The sequence below is a fragment of the Streptococcus sp. SS4 genome (genome assembly GCF_030440125.1).
GTDB lineage: Bacteria > Bacillota > Bacilli > Lactobacillales > Streptococcaceae > Streptococcus.
In genome coordinates this window covers 16,387-37,501 of the sequence record NZ_JAQFJM010000005.1, presented here as the reverse complement: position 1 = coordinate 37,501, position 21,115 = coordinate 16,387, and the positions used below count along the sequence as shown (strand labels likewise).

19 protein-coding genes are annotated in these 21,115 nt (G+C 40.5%); 4 read left to right on the top strand and 15 right to left on the bottom strand.

Annotated elements, in window-relative coordinates; translation table 11 throughout:
• The first annotated feature begins 687 nt into the window (after positions 1 to 687).
• Positions 688 to 1,566 (top strand): SAM-dependent methyltransferase TehB, encoded by an 879-nt coding sequence (tehB, locus tag PCY16_RS05330; protein ID WP_037598358.1) that lies wholly within the window; start codon positions 688 to 690, stop codon positions 1,564 to 1,566.
• Between the two features lie 82 nt (positions 1,567 to 1,648).
• On the opposite strand, the gene PCY16_RS05325 is transcribed toward tehB, so the two are convergent.
• A complete protein-coding gene (locus tag PCY16_RS05325; RefSeq protein WP_037598361.1) occupies positions 1,649 to 2,401 on the bottom strand; it encodes a DUF4767 domain-containing protein in 753 nt (250 codons plus the stop codon).
• Positions 2,402 to 3,132: 731 nt separating this feature from the next.
• On the opposite strand from PCY16_RS05325, the gene PCY16_RS05320 reads away from it, so the two are divergent.
• Both PCY16_RS05320 and PCY16_RS05315 read left to right on the top strand, forming a co-directional pair.
• Positions 3,133 to 3,960, top strand: a complete 828-nt coding sequence (locus PCY16_RS05320) for an exodeoxyribonuclease III (RefSeq protein WP_195413457.1) — start codon at positions 3,133 to 3,135, stop codon at positions 3,958 to 3,960.
• A 72-nt stretch (positions 3,961 to 4,032) separates the two neighbouring features.
• Entirely contained in the window at positions 4,033 to 4,512 is a 480-nt protein-coding gene (locus PCY16_RS05315; protein ID WP_195413456.1) for a QueT transporter family protein, read from the top strand.
• 38 nt (positions 4,513 to 4,550) lie between these two features.
• Here PCY16_RS05315 and PCY16_RS05310 read toward each other — a convergent pair whose 3' ends face one another.
• From PCY16_RS05310 to PCY16_RS05300, 3 genes are all read right to left on the bottom strand, one after another.
• Entirely contained in the window at positions 4,551 to 6,179 is a 1,629-nt protein-coding gene (locus tag PCY16_RS05310) for a hypothetical protein (RefSeq protein WP_195413455.1), read from the bottom strand.
• 109 nt (positions 6,180 to 6,288) lie between these two features.
• Positions 6,289 to 7,275, bottom strand: coding sequence for a YafY family protein (locus PCY16_RS05305; RefSeq protein WP_195413454.1), 987 nt, complete (start codon positions 7,273 to 7,275; stop codon positions 6,289 to 6,291).
• 155 nt (positions 7,276 to 7,430) lie between these two features.
• Positions 7,431 to 8,099 carry a hypothetical protein gene (locus tag PCY16_RS05300; protein ID WP_229056616.1) on the bottom strand — a complete coding sequence of 223 codons (669 nt, stop codon included), beginning with the start codon at positions 8,097 to 8,099 and terminating at the stop codon, positions 7,431 to 7,433.
• Positions 8,100 to 8,215: 116 nt separating this feature from the next.
• On the opposite strand from PCY16_RS05300, the gene PCY16_RS05295 reads away from it, so the two are divergent.
• Positions 8,216 to 8,374: a hypothetical protein gene (locus PCY16_RS05295; RefSeq protein WP_229056615.1), complete on the top strand. Its 159-nt coding sequence runs from the start codon at positions 8,216 to 8,218 to the stop codon at positions 8,372 to 8,374.
• Positions 8,375 to 8,500: 126 nt separating this feature from the next.
• Here the strand turns inward: PCY16_RS05295 and PCY16_RS05290 are convergent, their stop codons facing one another.
• The 11 genes from PCY16_RS05290 to PCY16_RS05240 form a co-directional block, all read right to left on the bottom strand.
• Positions 8,501 to 9,514 (bottom strand): diacylglycerol kinase, encoded by a 1,014-nt coding sequence (locus PCY16_RS05290; RefSeq protein ID WP_195413453.1) that lies wholly within the window; start codon positions 9,512 to 9,514, stop codon positions 8,501 to 8,503.
• A 9-nt stretch (positions 9,515 to 9,523) separates the two neighbouring features.
• Positions 9,524 to 11,482 (bottom strand): NAD-dependent DNA ligase LigA, encoded by a 1,959-nt coding sequence (ligA, locus tag PCY16_RS05285; protein ID WP_080610786.1) that lies wholly within the window; start codon positions 11,480 to 11,482, stop codon positions 9,524 to 9,526.
• A 50-nt stretch (positions 11,483 to 11,532) separates the two neighbouring features.
• Positions 11,533 to 12,042, bottom strand: a complete 510-nt coding sequence (locus tag PCY16_RS05280) for a QueT transporter family protein (protein ID WP_002891556.1) — start codon at positions 12,040 to 12,042, stop codon at positions 11,533 to 11,535.
• A 90-nt stretch (positions 12,043 to 12,132) separates the two neighbouring features.
• Positions 12,133 to 13,092, bottom strand: a complete 960-nt coding sequence (locus PCY16_RS05275) for a YihY/virulence factor BrkB family protein (protein ID WP_013991030.1) — start codon at positions 13,090 to 13,092, stop codon at positions 12,133 to 12,135.
• Between the two features lies 1 nt (position 13,093).
• Positions 13,094 to 13,954 (bottom strand): methionyl aminopeptidase, encoded by an 861-nt coding sequence (locus PCY16_RS05270; RefSeq protein WP_004183173.1) that lies wholly within the window; start codon positions 13,952 to 13,954, stop codon positions 13,094 to 13,096.
• Positions 13,955 to 13,997: 43 nt separating this feature from the next.
• Entirely contained in the window at positions 13,998 to 15,278 is a 1,281-nt protein-coding gene (spxR, locus tag PCY16_RS05265; protein WP_195413452.1) for a CBS-HotDog domain-containing transcription factor SpxR, read from the bottom strand.
• Positions 15,271 to 15,816, bottom strand: a complete 546-nt coding sequence (locus tag PCY16_RS05260) for a GNAT family N-acetyltransferase (RefSeq protein WP_013991031.1) — start codon at positions 15,814 to 15,816, stop codon at positions 15,271 to 15,273. The genes spxR and PCY16_RS05260 overlap by 8 nt, the downstream gene beginning before the upstream one ends.
• Positions 15,817 to 15,881: 65 nt before the next feature.
• Positions 15,882 to 17,144, bottom strand: coding sequence for a UDP-N-acetylglucosamine 1-carboxyvinyltransferase (locus tag PCY16_RS05255; RefSeq protein WP_021143745.1), 1,263 nt, complete (start codon positions 17,142 to 17,144; stop codon positions 15,882 to 15,884).
• 85 nt (positions 17,145 to 17,229) lie between these two features.
• On the bottom strand, positions 17,230 to 19,470 hold the full coding sequence (locus tag PCY16_RS05250; RefSeq protein WP_195413451.1) for a DNA internalization-related competence protein ComEC/Rec2: 2,241 nt from the start codon (positions 19,468 to 19,470) through the stop codon (positions 17,230 to 17,232).
• The gene (locus PCY16_RS05245) at positions 19,460 to 20,155 is read right to left on the bottom strand and encodes a helix-hairpin-helix domain-containing protein (RefSeq protein ID WP_060971747.1); all 696 of its coding nucleotides are present in this window, start codon (positions 20,153 to 20,155) and stop codon (positions 19,460 to 19,462) included. The genes PCY16_RS05250 and PCY16_RS05245 overlap by 11 nt, the downstream gene beginning before the upstream one ends.
• Before the next feature lie 107 nt (positions 20,156 to 20,262).
• Complete coding sequence (locus PCY16_RS05240) at positions 20,263 to 21,018, bottom strand: 1-acyl-sn-glycerol-3-phosphate acyltransferase (RefSeq protein ID WP_195413450.1); 756 nt, start codon at positions 21,016 to 21,018, stop codon at positions 20,263 to 20,265.
• Between the last annotated feature and the right edge of the window lie 97 nt (positions 21,019 to 21,115).

Below are 21,115 nucleotides of genomic sequence, written 5' to 3'. Positions count from 1 at the left end.
GTTCATGATTTTTTCTTACACATTTTGATATTATGTGAAGTTTTCTTCATTTTTTTTGGTAAAATAGAAAATGTAAAGAGAGACCGGATGAGTTAGAAAACTCTACTTTGTTAGTTTTTACTCACTATTCTCATAAACAGAATAAAAATAGTCTAGGAACCCTTCTTAACATTTATACCTATCTTCCCCAAACACTTTTCCCCCATTCCTAGATTTCCAGATCTCTCCTAATAAAGAACGTCTAGCAACAGCAGCTAGGCGTTTTTTAGTGTAGTTAAAGCACATAGTCATCGATATTATCCTAGTAGATTTGTTAACACTCAGAAAAATTTTCACAAAATTACCATTCAAGACCAGAAAATGACTGTTCATGATTTTTTCTTACATATTTTATTTTTTTGTAAGTTAACTCTCAATATTTTTGGTACAATAGATAATGTAAAGAGAGACCTAATGAGTTATAGATAAGTGTTTTACCATTTAAAACTTATTGTTCTCACAAATATTTTTTAAATAGTCTAGGAACCCTTCTTAACATTTATACCTATCTTCCCCAAACACTTTTCCCCCATTCCTAGATTATCAGATCTCTCATAAGAAAAGCGTCTAGCTCACCCGGCTAGGCCTTTTTTCTTTTTCCATACTTTTGCTATAATAGAGTCATACCGTTTGAAAGGAACTCATAAAATGACTATAAATCAGCAACTTCTTTGCTACAAACGTTTACCAAACTGGACAGCTACAACACTTCCAGAAATGGTGACGCAAAAACACAATACTAAGGTAGGAACTTGGGCTAAATTGACCATTCTATCAGGATCTCTCCGCTTCTACGAATTAGATGAACAAGGACAGGTTACTGCAGAGCACCTTTTTACCCCCGAGACAGAGATTCCTTTTGTTGAACCACAAGCTTGGCATCGCATCGCTGCTGCATCAGATGATTTGGAATGCTATCTTTCTTTTTACTGTAAACCTGAGGACTACATGGCTAAAAAGTATGACACTAAGGCTCACTCCGAGGTTCTTGAAGCAGTCCAATCTGGCTATATCAAACCTGGTCGCACCCTCGACCTAGGCTGTGGTCACGGCCGTAACGCTCTTTATTTGGCATCTCTTGGGCATGATGTTACAGCCGTTGATGTTAATAACGAAGCTACACAACGCATCCAAATGATTGCAGATGAGGAAAATTACAATGTTAGAGCTGGCTACTACGATATCAATGCTGCTGCTCTTCCTGAGTCTGAGACCTTTGATTTCATCCTCTCAACAGTCGTCTTTATGTTCCTTGATCCCGATCAAATTCCGGCTATTATCAAGAATATGCAAGAGCGTACTGTTGTCGGTGGCTACAACCTAATTGTTTGTGCCATGGACACTGAGGAGCACCCTTGTACCATGCCTTTCCCATTTACTTTTGAAGAGGGTGAGTTGAAGAACTACTATAGAGACTGGGAGTTAGTCAAGTATAACGAAAATCTTGGTCACCTTCACCGTTTGGATGAATATGGCAATCCCATCGCCCTTCAATTTGCGACCATGTTAGCTAAGAAGGTTAAATAAGAGCGAATGATTGTAAAAGAACTGATTACAACTTGACTTGTCTTCAAATTAAAAACTAGGATTCCAACTGGAATCCTAGTTTTTAATTGTTTACAATATCTGCATATCCTGATTTAAGGTCAGCATTTTCCGTTTCTTTGACATAATAGACACCACCATTGGTAGTTGGTGAATAAAGAACAAAGGGAGTCCCATCTTTTTTAATGGTAAAGAAATAACGGTGAACAGAGACATTTTCCCATCTCTCGTAAACCGAAACAATGGTATACTCCGAATTACTATTACCATTTGCAGCATAAGTAGCATCCACAGTCTGGTTATGGTCCGACATCCAACGGATAGGCAAGGAAGAAGCTTCATTGGTAATTTCTTTGTATCCAGGCTGATTCATCTGATTGCCCCAAGAAACCATCAAACTAGCAAGGCGACTAGCTTTGTCATTGGTCCAACGTGGATTTTCAGTAAAGGCTTCCTTAGCATGGTTAGCGTCAGGTGTATCAATACTTGCACTGCTAGATTCACTTGTCTTCGTATTTTCGGTCGATGACGTACTTGGCTTGGCACTAGCCTTATCTGTCGATGAGAATATCGAGCTAGCCACTGTGGCAGACGACTTAGTCTGTTTGACGTTCTTCATTGAACTAGAGACTAGAGTCAAGCCAATGCCAACGACGATCGCTACTAAAGCCCCCAGAAGAATATAGATATAATTATAATTTTTCGAGATTCCAATAAGGCCAGACTGATAGGCTAATTGTAGTTCATCAGGTTTCGGTTTACGCCCTTGAACTTGCTCAAAACGACTTATCCATTCTGCTTCTGATAGCTTTCGCATAATTTTCCTCTTCTCTTTATCAATTATCTTCCATCCTATCATAGAACAGGGATGATGACAATAGTGTGGAGAACTTGAGGTTTACCTTCAAGCTATTATCCTTTATTTTCAAAATAACGACGAACAAGTCGATTATAGGAGGGTTGTTTCTCCAAAAGTTGAAATGCCAAGTTCAATCGTCATAAATCTTTTCTCCAGTGATTCTTTTATTTTTTATGAGAACAACACTACCACTAATTAGTAGTAATTACAAATAAAAAAACCTAAGACTCTATTTTCCAAGAAAAACTAATAGGGTTAGGCAGAAAAGTAAAACTAAAACACCCACAACTAGTAGGAGACTAATCTTATAGCCTAGGGGATTTTTGGGATTTAAACTAGTTCCAAGGCCATACCTACGGAGGACAAATAAGGGTTCTGAAGGAGACTGATTAAGGTTGTAGCCTAAGAGGTACTTTAAATAAAGCAGGAAGAAGAAACTCATCCCCGGAAAAATAACAAGAGGAAGCACTAGCCCCTGTGACCACCAAATCATGATTGTAAGAAAGACTTGTATCAACAAGAGACCCCAAAACAAGTAATAAATGTACGATTGCTTTTTCATTAATATGTACCTCTCAATCTAAGATAAGTATACTCCTCCTAGCTTCCCTTATCAAGCCCATAACTCGCCTGACACCTTATTTTCTGCTACAATAGAAAGGAAAGATTCAAAAAAGGAAACTGTACACATGAAATTAATTTCTTGGAATATTGATTCCCTAAACGCCGCTCTCACTAGTGATTCTGCACGCGCTCAATTATCACGTGCTGTTATCGACACTTTAGTCGCCGAAAATGCAGATATCATTGCTATTCAAGAGACAAAACTGTCTGCTAAAGGACCGACTAAAAAGCATTTGCAAATCTTGGAAGACTACTTCCTTGACTATGACAATACTTGGCGTTCATCTGTTGAACCTGCCCGTAAAGGTTATGCTGGAACCATGTTCTTGTATAAAAAAGAATTGACACCAGTCATTACTTATCCTGAAATCGGAGCACCTTCAACCATGGACTGTGAAGGGCGCATCATCACTCTTGAATTTGACAATTTCTTTGTGACACAGGTCTACACACCAAATGCTGGTGATGGCCTTAAACGTCTGCTTGAACGTCAAATCTGGGATGAAAAATATGCGGATTATCTAGCTGAATTGGACGCTCAGAAACCCGTTCTTGCGACTGGTGACTATAATGTTGCCCACAAGGAAATCGACTTGGCTAACCCTTCAAGTAATCGTCGTTCACCTGGTTTTACAGATGAAGAGCGTGCTGGCTTCACTAACCTCCTTGCCAAAGGTTTCACAGATACCTACCGTCACCTCAATGGCGACGTTACAGGAGCCTACACATGGTGGGCCCAACGTAGTAAAACATCTAAAATCAACAATACAGGCTGGAGAATCGACTACTGGTTGACTTCAAATCGTATTGCCGATAAGGTCACAAAATCAGACATGATTGACTCTGGTGATCGCCAAGACCACACACCTATTGTCTTAGAGATTGACTTATAAAATAACTCTAGACCTAAATCACAAAAAGAGTAGAACTGCTACTCTTTTACTATGCCCAATTAAGGAGAAATTATGAAAACCAAACTTAATACCACTCAAAAGCTCGTTCTGTCAGCTATTATGATGGCTCTTTACATCGCTATCCTCTTTGTGTCTCAAGCCATTTCCTTTGGTGCGGTTCAGATGCGTCTGGCCACCGCTTTATATGGATTAACCTACATCTTCCCATTTCTAGTATTTCCAATTAGTCTGGCTAATGCCATCGTAAACTCTTTTGGAGGTTTGGGATTGATTGACGTGGTTGGTGGTTTCTGTGCTAGCTTTTTAACAACTGGTAGCATCTACCTCATCCGTAAAGCTAAGTTATCTAGCTGGTTCATCATCCTTCCAATCCTACTCGTTCCTGCCTTAGTGGTACCAATCTGGCTTAGCGCCTTACTCAAACTTCCTTATTTTGCTCTCGTTATTAATCTCCTCCTAGGACAATTAGTACCGTCAATCTTGGGAGCTGTCTTTGTACGAGAGTTGGCCAAACGAGGATATAAAGACTGACAAACAAAAATATCTCTGCAATGTGCAGAGATATTTTTTTAGTAATCAAAAGCTTTTTCGTAAGCTTCTCTTGGTGTCAATTTGTCACCAGAGATAAGCAAACGGTAGTCAACATTAGTAGGATCTTTTTGATACTCATCAACCCAATCTTGATTCATTTCGAGGTAAAGATTATAAGTTCCCAACTCAGTCGAAACAGTACCTACCTTGTAAAAATCTTTATAACGCTTTTGGTTATCCGTTTTTTTCAATTTTTCATATCGATAATAAGTTCTGGCAAAGTCAGTGAACTGGTATTCTTTCTTATCTTTTCCAGAGCCAGTTGTGACTTCAATGGTGCCCTTGTTATTTCTTAAATGTAAATCATAATCATAATCATTGTGACTATTCACTTGGATAACACCTGAAGTAATATCACTGTCATCAGAGAATGTCTGAATGTCAGCGAACTTAGCAGCCTGCCAAGAAGTAGGGACTCCTTCATATTCACCATCACTCTGTAGACCTAGAAGTGACCAATAATGACCGAGATAGAAGGTATTAGACTTCTCACGATCTGTCACCAGTTCACCTACCATCTTAAGATTTTCAGCACCCAGACGGTATGGGTTAGAGAGATAACCAAAGACTGGGAAGAAATAAATGATGACTGTAAAGGTCAAGAGGGTCTTCATATTTATTTTATTGATAGCCCAGAAGAAATAAGCAGCTGAGAATAAGAGAGCGTAAGCAGCCCCGTAGCTGAACTTATGCGCATGGGCAATCAAAAGTAAAATGAAGAAAATAGGTTGAATAGGACGGACCTTATGATAGATGATAGAGAAAACGTCCTCCTTGTCTTCCTCAGATTTGAAAATCAAGGACAAGACAATGGTCAAGAGTACAAAGAAGGCACCAAAGCCGAAGCCAACATCATTTGGACGGAAGAAATAAGCCAAGATGGACATATCCATCACCAAAAGCCAGACAGATGCAAATTTGATCATGTTGTTACCAAATTTTGCAGCCGTTTGACTAGGTGCCTTTAAAGGTACCTCGAAAGCTTGTGCAAGTGCTCTTTCTTTGGCTTGGCGTTCAGCCTCTATTGCTGCTTTCATTTCCTTAGTACGGCGTTCCTTTTGGAACAAATGAGCAACCTTGGTCGGTTCATCTTCCCTTGACTTGGTAATACTCAAAAAGAGTAAATATTGCATGGCAAAGATGAGAGCTGTGTTCCCACCGTATTCTAGGAAGGAACCATTCCAAATACTAGAAACAACTGTAAAAACGATATAACCTCCAATTGAGATTAAAACCGTTAAGAGCAAATGAATCCAACGATAGCGGTAAGTGTATTTATCAGTTGTATCTCGCCTCAAAAACGTGTCACGTGGGTAAAGATACCAGATAACGAAGATAAGTTCAATGGCTTGAACTGCTGTTAGAAAACCAACGTAGTTGAAGCCAAAAACGGCTGCTACCACATTGATGAGATAGGAAATAATGGCCAAAACTCGCAGACTGGTGCGCTTAGATAAGAGTCCAATACTCATCAGGGTGATAGTTGAGAAGGCAGAAAAACCAGCGCCCATCTTATTATCAAAGATAAACACATTGACAAAAGCAAAAATCAAGATTCCTAAAAGAGTCAAGACTTGTCTTTGCATTTCTTTTTTCTTTTCTTTCATATTTTCCCTCCTTTTGGAAATGATAACGCTTCCGTATTCCTATTTTAACACAATTATACTATTTTTGTCAGATTTGAAAAGACATTCGGATAAACGAATGCCTTTTTCATTAATTATCCATTGCTTCAATCTTAAGGAAAACAAAATCTCCATCAAAGCGTTGAATATACTTTTGAAAGCCTAATAAACTAAAGGTTTCAATCTCATAACGGACCTGATCAACACCTTCACTAGTGCTTTCCTCTAGCAATTTCAGTTTTGGAATATCAGACTCCAAGACATCACGGTAGAGACCTTTATACTCAAAGGTAATTCGAGCCCATTCGTTACCAGAAAGCATTGAGAAAGCTTGGTAACGCACCTGCTCATCTGTAATGAGACGGGCTTCTTGTTCTGGACTAAGCGTGAAGGCGACGTCATTTTCAGATTTATGAATGGTCTGAAAACGATCGACACGGAAATAACATATTTCAGAGAACTTGTAATCACAAGTAAAGTTCTCATCCAATTTGTAAGAAATACAGTAGAAATAGTGGTTGTCAAAAATGACTGAAATTGGAAAGACCTTATACTCCTCCACTTTTTCACCTGGCTTACGGTAGCTAAATGACAATGGACGTTGGTCCACAATAGCATCGAAAATGGCTGAAATAGCTGGTAAGAGTGACTTATCTTGTTCCTGATAAATCTTAAGTTCTTGATAACTATCTAGTTCTAGCTCAGTCAATCGCTTGATACGTCTGCGCTCTTTGTCGTCTACAGCCCTCTCAACAAAGATGTTGATTATCTCTGCTACTTCATCCTTTCGAAGGGCACGACTCTCTAAAAGAATCTTAGATAGGATAACTGCCTGATTGTATTTAAGGTTACCATAACCTTGTTCATACTCAGCATGGTAGGAACCATATTTTCTAGAATACTTCACTTTCATATTAGGACGGAGCTCAGTCAAATTATCCTTGAGCTCACTCACATCCTCTTTAAGAGTACGCTCACTTATGCCAAAGCGAGCAAGGTAGTCCGTTTTTGAAATGTCATTTCCCTTTTCCAATTCGGACATAAAATACAAGAGACGTTTGGTTTTTGATGCTGTCATTATAAAATCCCCCTTTATAATTGAATCTCTTATTACTAAAAAAATTGCTGTCTAGTTATTCATTATCATAGATAGTCATCCCCAGTAGCGACGAGCCACAGAATTATAGCTCAAATAATAGTCCTTTTTCTTTTCGTTATACTCAAAAGATAGTCTTAACAATTGTGCTCTCTCAATAGAGCTATTCTGGTCAGTATAATCAAGATCAACTGTCTTATGCATAGCTCCTGAAGAGTGCACGCTATGCGCCTCTGAGCACTGTCCGCCTGAGGGTGTTCCCTCACCACCTCAGACAAGGCTGTTGCTGGACCAAGATAGTCTTGGTCTTTAGTGCGTAACCGGTTAAGCTGTTCTATTGTCCAGTCACTACTATAATTATCAACTACCGTAACGCCATCAACTGGATAAGTCGCTGTTCCGCCATCATAGACAAAGCGTCCCTTTTCGTCCTTCACAAAAGAGAGATTAATATACTCATTGCCATCTCCACGGTCATATCTCACCTTGAGACCACTAGACTCCATCTCGACATAATTCCCCTTACCATGACTTTTAATAATCGAACGTAAGGTATCAGCCTTGGGTTTCAGATTTTCAAAATCTTCTTCCGTCCAGTTATAAATTGCAGACTCATCTTCGTAATCTTTGGGATCATCGCTATCTGGTTTATCTTCATCAAGATCTGACTGAGACACCTGCTGAATCAACCTGTATTTTTTCATAGCCCCTCGATAGACAGAACCACCTAAAGTGGCAAAGAAGGATAGTCCAATCAAGCCAACCACGATTGCGGTGAAGAGAAATCTACCTAGCTTCTGTCCCATTCTAAAGAGAATGATAGCAAGGACAAAACATGCCACAATTACAGCCAGATACACAATTATCGGCTTATACTCCCAGGATAACAAGACCGAGCCCTAGCTCACACCTAAGAGTATCAATGGCAAAGCAAGGGTCAAAAAGAAATGTCGCTTCTCAGCTTTTTCCTCCTGAAAAGCAGATTCAAACTCTGGCCCTTTATTACGAAAAGCCGACTCGAAAGCCTGATCACCATTCTTTAGATGATCATCACTTAAATAATGTTCATTCTCTTTATTAAACCTCTACTCCTCTAAATATTCTATATAACAATTTCCCAGTTTTTTCTATTGTAACAAATGAAAGCGTCATTTTCTACAAATATACTTAAAAAGCAACCTATCTTAGGTTGCTTAAAGGTTTAACATTAGTCATTCTCAATTTTTTCAGCTTCTGTACTGAATTTTTGTGCGATGGCTTCAAGAGCTAATTCGTCTGTATCTGGAAGAGTGATGGCATCATCAGAAATCTCATCAATATTTGCATAAAATTCAATATGATTCTTCAGATTTTGGAGATGAATTGGTGCATCACCACCGTATTCGCCATCGAGGTTAATCATCATACGATCATCACTTAAAGGCTCAATATACAGCGAGCTCGTTTTGATATAGGAAATTCTCTTGTCATAGATGTGTTTACCACCTTGGAGAATTTGACGAATGAGGTCAACCAATTCAAAGAGGTTAGCAGTCTTAACCATGATTAGAGTAAATTTACCATCATCCAGTTTAGCATCTGGGGCAATCGTTTCAAAGCCACCAACTGAATTGGTCAAGGCAACGAAAATCATGGAAAGACCACCTTCAAAAACACCCTCATCATGCGTAATACGAACAGGAACCTTCTTTACCTGTGGCAACAACTCTGCCCCCTTAACAAGGTAGGCCAAATAACCAAGTACTGTCTTTAAGCGACTAGGTACACTATAGGTTAGTTCCGTAAAGGAACCAGCAGCCGCAATATTGATGAAGTATTTGTCATCATAGGCACGGCCAATATCCATCAGAAGGGTTTGATTTTTAGCAATAACCTTGGCTGCTTCAACAGGATTTCCTCTTGGAATCTTTAAAGCGCGTGCAAAGTCATTTGTTGTCCCCGTTGGAATAACCGCCATTTGTGGGCGATTTTTGAGTGGGGCAATCCCAGAAACAACCTCATTGATTGTTCCATCGCCACCTGCAGCAATGACTAAGTCAAAGCCTGCTTTAGCCGCACGAGTGGCCTCATTTTTTGCTGAGTTCTCATCTGGTGTTGTTTGAAAGGCTGATGCTTCAAAGCCAGCGCCTTCCAGAATATCCAAGACCTCGGCAACATTTTTTTTCATAATTTCTTGTCCAGATGTTGGATTATAAATTAAGCGGGCACGTTTTTGTTTCATATTGAACTCCTATAAATCCAGCAACCAAGCCTCATCTTTTACTTCAATTCCTAGGCTTTGTGCTTTTTCCAACTTACTTCCGGCATCACTACCAGCAACTACTAAATCTGTTTTCTTAGAGACAGAACCTGTCACCTTAGCACCCAGAGCTTCAAGTTTTGCCTTTGCTTCACTACGTTTAAGATGCTCCAATTTTCCTGTCAAAACAACTGTCTTTCCAGATAGGATGGCATCATCTGCTACCTTTTGCCCAAGGTAGGACAAATTAACCCCATAGGTTTCCAGTTCTTTAAGAAGAACCTGAGCTTCTTCCTTGGCAAAATAACGCTGGATGGACTTGGCAATAACCTCTCCTAAACCATCTACAGCAGCAATTGCCTCGACATCTGCGCTTGCTAACTCTTGTATACTTCCAAATGCTTCTAGCAACTGCTTACTAACTTTGGCACCGACATGACGAATACCCAAACCATAGAGCAATTTCTCTGCAGAATTTTCTTTTGAGGCTTGAATGGCTGCATAAAGTTTCTCAGCAGACTTTTCCTTGAAACCTTCCAAATGGAGAAAATCCTGACTGTTCAAGCCATAGATATCAGCTACATCTTTAACCAATTCAGCTTTAAAGAGCTTTTCAACCACTGAAGGTCCCATACCTGCGATGTTCATGGCATCACGAGAGGCAAAATGGATGAGGCCTTCCTTAATCTGAGCAGGACAAGAAGGATTAATACAACGTAGGGCAACTTCATCTTCAAAATGTAAGAGACCACTGCCACAAGATGGACATTGCGTCGGTACTTCCATCGGTTCTTGCGTTGTACGCTTGCTTTCTACTACACGAAGTACTGCAGGGATAATATCACCAGCTTTGTAGACAATAACGGTATCCCCGATACGAATGTCTTTTTCAGCAATATAATCCACATTATGAAGAGTAGCACGACTAACCGTTGTCCCTGCTAATTGCACTGGAGTTAAATTAGCAGTCGGCGTTACTACACCCGTACGACCTACCTGCCAGTCCACTGAGAGAAGTTCTGCTTCCTTTTCCTCAGCAGGGAATTTATAAGCAATGGCCCAACGTGGTGCCTTAACTGTAAAACCTAGCTCTTCTTGCATAGCCAAACTATTGACTTTGATAACAACACCATCAATATCATAAGCCAAGTCATCGCGATCCTGTCCAACAGCTTGAATAAAGTCCCAAATCTCATCCATCGATGATGTGACAATACGTCGTGGATTAACAGAGAAACCTAGTTCTGCCACTTCATTCAAGACATCATTTTGTGTGAGACGCTCCGTTGGACTCGCTTCCTGATAAAGGAAAGTCGCTAAACGACGCTCTGCAACCACTTTAGTATCCAACTGACGAAGGGTTCCGGCTGCTGCATTACGTGGATTGGCAAATTCGGCTTCACCATTCTCCTGACGCTGGATGTTGATGCGTTCAAACTCAGCCCGTGGCAGGTAGCACTCTCCACGAACGGTAATATTAAGCGGCTGGTCCAACTTGAGAGGAATATCTGAGATACGCTTGACATTTTCAGTGATATTTTCACCGATAGAACCATCACCACGTGTAGCACCTACCTGGAGAACACCATCCACATAGGTCAGCGAGATAGAGAGACCATCAATTTTAAGTTCAGCCATATAATCAGCATTAGGAAATTCGGCCTTCACTCTCTGATCAAAGGCATCCAGTTCTTCTCGTGAAAAAGCATCCTGCAAACTATAAAGCGGATACTCATGTTGATATTTTTCAAAACCATCAAGAACCAGACCTCCCACACGATGCGTAGGACTATCTGCTTGAACATATTCAGGGTGCTCAGCCTCCAAAGCTACTAGCTCTCGATAGAGCTTATCATAGTCTGCATCTGACACCGATGGATTATCTTCCGTATAATACTCTTTTGCATACTGGTTAAGTTTAGCAACCAGCTCTTTCATTCGTTTTTCCATAGGAACATTTTAACATAAAAGCAGAAAAAAACGCCTTTACAGACGTTAATTTAGGAAACAAAATCAATGACTTTGGCCAATTTCTTAATAAGAATTGCACCAACCAAAAGTGAAGCCAATTCTCCCATAGCAACAGTGAACCAAGTTGCCCAAAATGGTGCTTGAGTAACTAGGGTCAACTCAGCCGCAATCGTCACCATGAAGAATGAGAAGTAAAAGGCAAAGAAAACATGAGCCTTGTCAAAAAGGCCACCCAAAATGTCTTGGTTTTTAAAACGATCAAAGAAATAAACGCCTGAACCAACAAAGACCAATGTTGATAGGCTTCCAACAACCACATCAATCATGTTAAAGCTAAAGAAATTAGCAATCACACAGCCCAAAGTAACGGCAATGATATACTTGCGATTATAAAATCCTAAAAGATTGAACATTTCTGCAATTCGGAACTGGTAGGGACCGTAGGAAATTAAGTTAAAGGGTGGCACGACAGTCAAGACCACATAAAGGGCTGCCACAATAGCAATATGTGTTAAATCACGAACAGTTTGTTTTTTCATTTTTCCTCCATAATCAATGTTTTTTATTAGTTACGAAAAATCAATAATCCCGTCAAAAGAGCCTGGATCTCACCAAGCTCTTTTTATCATCTAGGAATCATCCTCATGTTTTTTGTGTTTTTTGCTGTCACTACCATCTCCAGAAAAGCTCTGAATAATAGTAATCACATCTCCTCTTCTACTTTTTAGTTCACCTTGTCTAAGTTCTTGATAGGTCGCATTAAAGACGGCGCCCAAAATCAAAATCCTGGCCAAAAAGATGAACCAAAGCATGAAGACGAAAATCATAATGGATCCAAATAACTTGATGTCAACTAATCGACTCAAGGTACGAATCACGTAGGTTCCAAACAAGTTACTTAAATAACCAATCACTAAAGTCGTAAAGATAGTCCCTGGCATAACGTAACGGATTTTTCGAATCTTCACATTTGGAAGCACGAAATAAAGCACCATCATTCCCAGGAAGACAACTGCAATACTCAGAGGTTGAATACTATTTAGAATAAGCTGGGTCATCTTGGAACCAATAGGATAGGTCTGATTGATAACTCGAAGGACCGACTGAATAATTGTGGACAGCATTAGTGCAAAGGTGAGCAGGAACAAAATAACCAGACTCATGAAACCACCGATAATGTGACTAATAAAGACATCACGATGTTCTGAGGCACCATATACCTTGTTAATCGCCTTTTGAAGTGAAGACAAGGACTTAATCATAGTCCAGAATCCCGTCAAAGAGGCAACTCCCAACAACTGTCCAGAAGGTGTCGAGAAGATATCCTGAACAACGTTGGCTGCAGGTGCATAAAACTGCTTAGGAAGATGCTCATTCATAAACTTCAAGAGATCTGTCGTATCAATATTCAGATAGGGAAAGACATTGGCCGCAATGACAATGAGCGGAAAAACCGTCAAAATGAGATAGTAAGCCACTGCGATAGTTGAAATGTCTATCTCTGCACTACGATAATGCCTAAGATAAACCTGCAAAGGGCGCCACTGGAGTTTATCCAAGAGACGGGCCATTAAGCCTTGTCGTTTCATATTAGTAAGTTCTTTCTTCGCCTTGAGAAGTCAAAATTACTGGACCATCCTTAGTAATAACAAATTGGTGTTCATATTGACAAGAAAGTCCACCGTCAAGAGTTTTGTGAGCCCAACCCGTTTCAAGGTCCGTATCAATTTCCCAAGTACCAGTGTTAATCATTGGCTCGATAGTCAAAACCATTCCTTCTTTGAGACGGAGACCTCGTCCAGCCACCCCATAGTTTGGCACCATTGGTTCTTCGTGCATTGTTGGCCCAACTCCGTGTCCAACCAAATCACGAACAACACCGTAACCACGACTTTCAGCGTATTCTTGGATAGCTGCCCCGATATCACCGATACGGTTACCGACAACCGCTTGTTCAATACCAAGGTACATAGCCTCACGTGTTACTTCCATAAGTTTTTTCACTTCGTCAGATGGCGTTCCAATCGCATAAGCCCAACATGAGTCAGCCAAACCGCCAGAATATGATTCCGTGTATTTTTTAACCTGAGCAACATTGTCAAAGTCCAATTTTGACACATCAAGGACTGACTTATCAATAGGTTCTGACAAGACCATATCAACTTTCAAGAGGTCACCATCTTTCAAAATATAGTGACGTGGAAAGGCATGTGCCACTTCGTCATTAAGGCCACAGCATGTCGCATAAGGGTAATCCATAATGCTTCCCTCAACTCCAATCTGAAGGGGAAGAACATTTTCTTCTTTACAACGACGACGCACATACTCTTCTACTTCCCACATGTCTACTCCTGGTTTCAAGAGGTCACGTAGACCAATGTGAATGCTAGCAAGAAAATCCCCTGCCCTATCCATCGCTTCAATTTCACGTGCTGATTTTAATGTAATCATTGTTTTCTCCGTTTTCTTTATATCTTTTATTTTTTATTCGTTCCTAAGTTTTCTTAACCACAACGACTGATTTGCAGACGGTATGATTTCCGTGAGTAACCATAAGGTCCAGATGCGCTCTACGTCTGGTCTCAGCGATAATACTTGGTGTAATCGTCACCTTGTCATCGATCTGAGCTGCCTGAAGAAAGTAAAACATCATCTCTTCAATCACAAGACCATTTTGCTCCTGCTTTTCCATGATACGATAGACAACCTCTTTAACCATCTCTGCAAGAACACCCTGAGTGAGGTTCCCAGAATTGTCAATCATAGTGGGCTCTACCTCAAAGCTGAAAGCATGCTTGTCCTGATTTAGGTTAGCTATCATTTGATCACTAAAGGTGTGCAAGTTGCCACGATTATTGTCCTGAAGTTCTTCCAAAACCTGACGACGAGTGATAACACCTAGATAATGTTTTTCTTCGTCCACAACAGGAATGATATCAAAGTCTTCAAAAATCATCTTTTGGGCAACAGTTGCCAAACTAGTCTCAAGTCGTGTCACCGTCGGCTTTGTCATGATTGCCTTAAGCATGGTCGTCGGTTGCTGATTAGACACATCCCGCATGGTCACAATCCCAATCACTTTTTCAGACTCAGATAAAATTGGAAAACGTACCAAATTGGTCCGTTTAACCAAATTCTGAAAATCCCTGACCGTCATTTCTGGAGTCATGTAGTTGTAGTCTTCTCGTCTGGTATAGACTTGAGCTACAGTCTTGATGTCTGTTTTGATGCGGACATTCGAAAGTGCCTGGTTAATCATGGTTGCCACGGTAAAGGTATCGTAAGTTGTTACCATAACTGGAAATTGCTTCAAACGAGAAAGCTCTTTTACCCTATTGGAAACCTGAAAGCCCCCCGTCACTAGAATAGCATTATTGTGTTCTAGGGCAAGCAATTGAATATCCTCACGGTCCCCAACAATAAGAAGGTCTCCCTTGGTTAAATAACGGGTGATATTCTCAATAGTCATGGCTCCAATATAGAACTTACTGAAGACACGTTCCAGACCTTCATGACCAGAGATAACCTCAGACTCTGTAATCTCTGCAATCTCCGCAAAGGTCAGCCTGTCAAGGCGAACTTGGACTTTCTTTTCAATTCGAACCGTCCCACTCCGAGGACGAGTCTCAACCAGCCCTCGATTTTCAGCTTCTTTAATGGCTCGATAGGCAGTTCCATCAGAAACCTGTAAGTGATTCGAAATACTACGCACACTAACACGCTTACCGATTGGCAAGGCCTCAAGATAATCTAGAATTTCTTGATGTTTACTCACAGTTCTCCTCCTTCTCAAAGCGGAGATAATCACGCATGGTACGAGTGTATCGGTCTGCTCCCTTAAAGCGGGACACAAGCTTAAAGCCAGATTTTTCCGCTACACGAATCGATGCCTTATTTTCCAAATGGGCAATAAGAATAATACGGTCCATTCCCATAGCTGTCAAAGCCAAATCTGACAGACAGGTAACCGCCTCAGTCATTAGACCTCTCCCCCAGTATGAGGCATTCAAAAAATAGCCAAGCTCTGCAGTCCGTTTCTGGACATCAATCTTTTCAAAACGAACAACGCCAATCATCTTATCTAACTCTTTATCTACAATGGCCCATACACCTAGAGGTTCCTTCATGAAATAATGAACCAAAAGGCAATCCGTTTCATGCTGTGTTTGAGTGGCAGGAAAGAAAAATTGTAGATTCTGAGGATTTGATACAATTTCATGTAAATCAAAACGATCCAAAAAGATGAGTGGTCTAAAAGAAAGGCGCTCCGACTCAAAAAAGGCAAAAGCACCCAGACTAGTCCAAATATCCATGATAGTATTATAACACAGTTTTAAAAATGGAAAAAGGCTCAACCACTAGGGGTTGAACCTTAGACTTAATCTTCAATCAAACGAATATCTGCACCAAGGTCAGAAAGTTTCTCAATGATATTTGAATACCCGCGAAGGATAAACTCAATATTGGTAATTTCAGTTTGACCTTCTGCCATAAGACCCGCTGTAACAAGTGCCGCACCCGCACGCAAATCACTAGCTTTTACTGGTGCACCTGAAAGTTGCGTTGGACCATTGTAAACAATTTGTCCACCGAGTACTTGAATATCAGCACCCATACGAGCCAATTCAGGAACGTGATTCACACGTTTTTCATAAATTGTATCTATGATTTTTCCGCGACCACTTGCTTTCAATAACAATGGTGTCATAGGTTGTTGTAAATCTGTTGCAAAACCTGGATAAGGCGACGTCTTAATGTCAACAGGTTTTAGATCACCTTGCTCTTCCACAAAGATGGCATCTTCTTCAACGGTCATACGAACACCCATTGCTTCAAGTTTAGCAATAAAACTTTCAAGGTGTTCATAAAGAACATTTTTAACCTTAATTCCCTTACCGATAGCCGCAGCCATAGCAATGTAAGAACCCGCTTCAATACGGTCTGGAATGACCTGGTGACGAGTGCCATGTAAGCTTTCTACACCGTCAATCGTGATGACTTCTGTACCAGCGCCACGTACACGCGCTCCCATATTGTTAAGAAGAGTTGCTACATCAATAATCTCAGGTTCACGCGCCGCATTTTCAATAACCGTACGACCGTCAGCCTTAGCCGCTGCCAACATGGTATTGATAGTCGCTCCAACACTGACCGTATCCATGTAGATATGAGCACCCTTAATGCGTTGACCAGCATCAGTCGCAATACGCATAGACTCTGCTTCATAGGAAATGCTTGCACCCATCGCTTCAAACGCCTTAAGGTGAAGGTCAATAGGACGTGGTCCCAAATCACAGCCACCAGGCAAACCTACTGTTGCTTGACCGTAACGTCCAAGCAAGCTACCGTAGAAATAGTAAGAAGCACGAAGGCTGTTAATCTTACCAAATGGCATTGGCATATCCTTGACGCCTCGTGGATCAATTTCAAGTGTTTCGCCATCACGCTTAACAGAACCACCCATTACTTCTATAATTTCAATGAGGTTATCGACGTCGCTGATTGCTGGCACCCCATCAAGAGTAACCACTCCATCAGATAAAATGATGGCTGGAATCAAAGCAACAACTGAATTTTTAGCCCCTGATACTGTAACTTCTCCCTGAAGTTTCTTACCACCATTGATGATAATTTTACGCATACTGTTCAATCTTTCTTATACTGGAATATTAGCCTTTACATTCTACCATAGATTGAGGTGCATGACAAATTAAGAACTCTAACAATTATCGGACAGTTTCACTTGACCATTTAAACCAGCCCTTAAAACGGGTGGCTCCGTCTTTATCTGTTCGTAAAATTTTAATGTGGCGTTGCTTAAAACGTTCTATTGTTTCATCATTTGGATGTTTATAACGATTGTTCTCACCTGCTGAAACAAGGGCCAGGGAGGGGTGCAGCTGGTCCAAAAAAGCTTCAGACGAAGAACCTTTTGAACCGTGGTGTCCAGCTTTTAGGACGCTTGCCCTTAAAGTTGGATAACTGGCCATTAGTTCCTCCTCTCCTTCTTTTTCCAAATCACCGGTAAACAGAAAACTGCTTCCTAATAGCTTTCCGTAAAGAACTATCGAATCATTGTTACCGCCATCACCAACTTTATTTGGATAAAGAACCTGTAGATTGCTTCCCATCATGGGTAATTTGTCGCCAGCCTTTAGAGTGTGAACTGGGCATTTTATAGTCCGAAGTCTTTTAACAAAGCTAGACTTAGTCAAAGCCCCCTGACTGACACAGATTTCCTTAATCTTAAAACACTTGGCCACTTCTTCCAAATCACCAATATGGTCTGTGTCCGTATGCGTCAGGACCAGATAATCAATTTGAGACACTCCTCTAGCCTCTAGATAGGGAATCAAGGTTTTCTCCGCATTGCTCGTCTGGCTAGACTCTTGCCATTTTTCCTTAGTCCCAAACGTCACCCTGCCACCCACATCAATTAGGATAGTCTCGCCTTTCATACTCCTCAGGAAAATACTATCTCCCTGACCCACGTCAACCACAGTCACCTCATTGGTTAAAGGATGTTTGACCCAGACCATCAAAAGTCCAAAAATCATCAAAAGGCAAATCCTAAACTGAGGCTTTTTCCAAAAATCAAAGAGCAAAATCAATACAGCTATCATCAAGCCAAACTGAAACAAACTAGGTTTCCCTAAAATCAAAGGTTGACCTATCCAGGATTGTATCCAAGTCAAAAAGGACTCCATCCATTCAAAAAGTGGGTTGATTTGAGAAAAGATTACCAGTCCTGAGAGGGCAAAGAATACTGTCAATACAGGCAAGAGAAAGCTATCAAATACTATGGAAAAAATCGCTGTTAGAATTAAACTAACTGGTTGAAAGGTTCCATAATAGTAAGTTAGAAAGGGCAAAATCCCAAGACTCAATACCAAGCTCGTATAGATTGATTTCTTTAAAGATGACAAGTCCTCAAAATCAAACAAACACAACAAGAAGGCATAGGAACAACTTAATACACCTCCCACTGTTAAGAGAAAATGAGGTAATAAGAGAAACAATAGAAGCAAGGTTATTCCCATATTGTCCAGTTTTTTAATACCAAACTCAGCCAGCAAACTTTGAACCAAGGAACGTAGGACTGAAGCTGTCCATCCTGTCATTAAGCCATAACATAAGGAAAAAGGCAGCAAGACGATAAATAGATAATCTTTAGGAAGACCTAAGCGTAGGAGACCGTAGCGAAACCATCCCAGAAAAAAGCCCACTTGCATCCCCGAAAGTGCGAATAGATGAATAATACCTAAACTTGTGTAAAGCTGGCTCTGCTCATCGAACTCCTTATCCAAATACCCAAAGAGCAGGCCTGTCATATAGTGTCTCATAGGACTAGGAAAGTGCGTCTGGATATGAACCAAAGCCCTCCTCCTCAGTTGATGGAAAAAAGCTAGGGGAGATAGAGATTTTTGAGGTACCACTTGGTCCAAGCGCTCAATCTGAGCGATTCGATAAATGCCTTGACTGGCTAGATAAGACTGATAATTAAACCCTTGAAAATTACGTTGACCAGTTGCTGTGGTTAACGTAATTTTCCCTTTTAATACTAGCGTTTGACTAGTAGTCTTGAAAAAATGCTGCTCCTTCTCAGATTTGAGTCGGTAAAAGACCTGATAGGTTTGTCCCTTGGCCTTACCGATAGCGGATAATTGCTCACCATTAACCGATAGCGTATCAGCAACCAGAGTCACCTGATTGATTTCAGCAGGGGCTTGTTTATCTTGTATAGTAGCTCTATGATGCAAGAATAAAAAGTAGACCAAAAAGAAACTACCTACAAGTCCCACCAACTTTAGGGCTGTCTTATTCTTCCAATGATGCTTCAAAAAACAGACCATCAGAAAGACAAAAGTCCCAATAGCGTAAACATTAGTGCCAAAAATCGTAAAATAAAGGGCAGCTATTAAAAGAGACAAGGAAAAAAGATTGATTGGCGCTTTTTTAAGCCACATAGAGGGACTCTCTGATTTTATCTAACGTTTTATCACCAATTCCTGAAACATTTTTCAGGTCATCTACGGACTGAAAGCCACCATGACTTTCGCGATAGGCGATGATATCCTCTGCTCGCTTAGCTCCAATTCCAGAAATGGTTTGCAATTCCTCTGCAGTCGCTGTATTTAAGTTAATTTTCCCATCCTTAGCATTAGTTTGCCCTCCTTTGTCAGACACCTGACTAGTTCCTGATTGACCAAGGACAGAAAGGTTTTCATCCTTAGTTGCCACATAGATAACCTCTTCATCTGACAAGCTTGCGGCTAAATTAACACTCTTAGCATCCGCATCCTCGGTCATTCCCCCAGCGGCTTTGATGGCGTCAGTCACCCTAGCGCTTGCTTTTAAAGTATAAACACCTGGATTGGCCACAGCCCCCTTAACATCCACTGTTACTTTTGACTTATCCTTTTCACTTTCTTCAGTCTTTGACTGAGAAGACACTTCAGTAAGTGATTTTGACCCTTCTTTGGATGAGGAGGTTGACAATGTTGTCACATCTGTATAAGACGTCTCCGCCTCCATGCTGTTGCCGGCACCACAAGTCATCCATAGAAAGAAGCAAAAAATCACCATTAGTACAGCGATGACACTCACAAACAGACGATTATCTTTGACATAGGTTAGAATCTTTTCCTTCACGCTATTCTCCTTAATTGATATATTTTCTTTCTTATTCGTAAAAAATTTAAAAAATACATCAAAAAGTAAAAAACTCCATCAGATCTATGTCTGATAGAGTTTTTAGCTTATTTCTGAGTTTCTTTGGCACGATGTTTTTCAGGATACCAAACAAAGCTAGCTACATATGAGAAAGCCATGGTCAAAAGTACCGCAATGATAGCCACAATACCGAGAGGTACTCGGTAAATATAAGTCAAAGGATTGGGTTTCTTGCCTGTTTGATAGCTCAAAGCTTCCTCATCAAGGCGATCAAATTCAGACTGGATACGACGAGCAACCTCTTGGATATTTTCGTCATTCAAACGCTTCAAATCTGAAATATCAATAGGATTACCATAGTTCATATCCACACGTTCACCTGTCAAGAGCCCCTTGAGTTCACGAGGTCCTTGATAGACAACCGGCATAATCTTAACCTTAGCCATCTTAGCGATAACTGCAACCCCACCCTTAACATCAGATGAATGGCGGCTACCACTTGGAAACATAATCAAACTACGGTTACTCTTCTTAAGCATGTTAACAGGGTACTTGATAGCTTCTTGACCAGGATTTTCACGGTCAATCGGGAAGGCACCACACATACGAATCCACCAACCAAAGATACGATTCTTGAAAAGTTCTTTCTTAGCCATGAAAATAAACTGCTTAGGACGAGCTGAGAAAGCCATATAAACAGGGTCCCACCAAGTTCGGTGTGGAGCTACCAAGATATAGTTCTCGTCCTTACTCAATAACTTGTCACGATTGTGATAATGGGCATTGCCATTAATAATCCATAGAAGGAAGACAACAAGCCCACGTAAATAAGCGTAAAACACGTTTTTACCTCTTTTTCTACAATTTTTTAACTATTATACCAAAAAAAGGAGTGCTTTTTCATCGAATTTCTTTGTAAAACAATTGAAAATGTTGTGG

Coding starts and splice junctions, on each gene's coding strand:
- PCY16_RS05250 (WP_195413451.1), bottom strand. CDS start 19,470: ATGTGGCTTAAAAAAGCGCCAATCAATCTTTTTTCCTTGTCTCTTTTA.
- PCY16_RS05300 (WP_229056616.1), bottom strand. CDS start 8,099: ATGGGACAGAAGCTAGGTAGATTTCTCTTCACCGCAATCGTGGTTGGC.
- PCY16_RS05270 (WP_004183173.1), bottom strand. CDS start 13,954: ATGATTACATTAAAATCAGCACGTGAAATTGAAGCGATGGATAGGGCA.
- PCY16_RS05320 (WP_195413457.1), top strand. CDS start 3,133: ATGAAATTAATTTCTTGGAATATTGATTCCCTAAACGCCGCTCTCACT.
- tehB (WP_037598358.1), top strand. CDS start 688: ATGACTATAAATCAGCAACTTCTTTGCTACAAACGTTTACCAAACTGG.
- ligA (WP_080610786.1), bottom strand. CDS start 11,482: ATGGAAAAACGAATGAAAGAGCTGGTTGCTAAACTTAACCAGTATGCA.
- PCY16_RS05255 (WP_021143745.1), bottom strand. CDS start 17,144: ATGCGTAAAATTATCATCAATGGTGGTAAGAAACTTCAGGGAGAAGTT.
- PCY16_RS05305 (WP_195413454.1), bottom strand. CDS start 7,275: ATGACAGCATCAAAAACCAAACGTCTCTTGTATTTTATGTCCGAATTG.
- PCY16_RS05315 (WP_195413456.1), top strand. CDS start 4,033: ATGAAAACCAAACTTAATACCACTCAAAAGCTCGTTCTGTCAGCTATT.
- PCY16_RS05260 (WP_013991031.1), bottom strand. CDS start 15,816: ATGGATATTTGGACTAGTCTGGGTGCTTTTGCCTTTTTTGAGTCGGAG.
- PCY16_RS05280 (WP_002891556.1), bottom strand. CDS start 12,042: ATGAAAAAACAAACTGTTCGTGATTTAACACATATTGCTATTGTGGCA.
- PCY16_RS05290 (WP_195413453.1), bottom strand. CDS start 9,514: ATGAAACAAAAACGTGCCCGCTTAATTTATAATCCAACATCTGGACAA.
- PCY16_RS05310 (WP_195413455.1), bottom strand. CDS start 6,179: ATGAAAGAAAAGAAAAAAGAAATGCAAAGACAAGTCTTGACTCTTTTA.
- PCY16_RS05325 (WP_037598361.1), bottom strand. CDS start 2,401: ATGCGAAAGCTATCAGAAGCAGAATGGATAAGTCGTTTTGAGCAAGTT.
- PCY16_RS05275 (WP_013991030.1), bottom strand. CDS start 13,092: ATGAAACGACAAGGCTTAATGGCCCGTCTCTTGGATAAACTCCAGTGG.
- PCY16_RS05295 (WP_229056615.1), top strand. CDS start 8,216: ATGGCAAAGCAAGGGTCAAAAAGAAATGTCGCTTCTCAGCTTTTTCCT.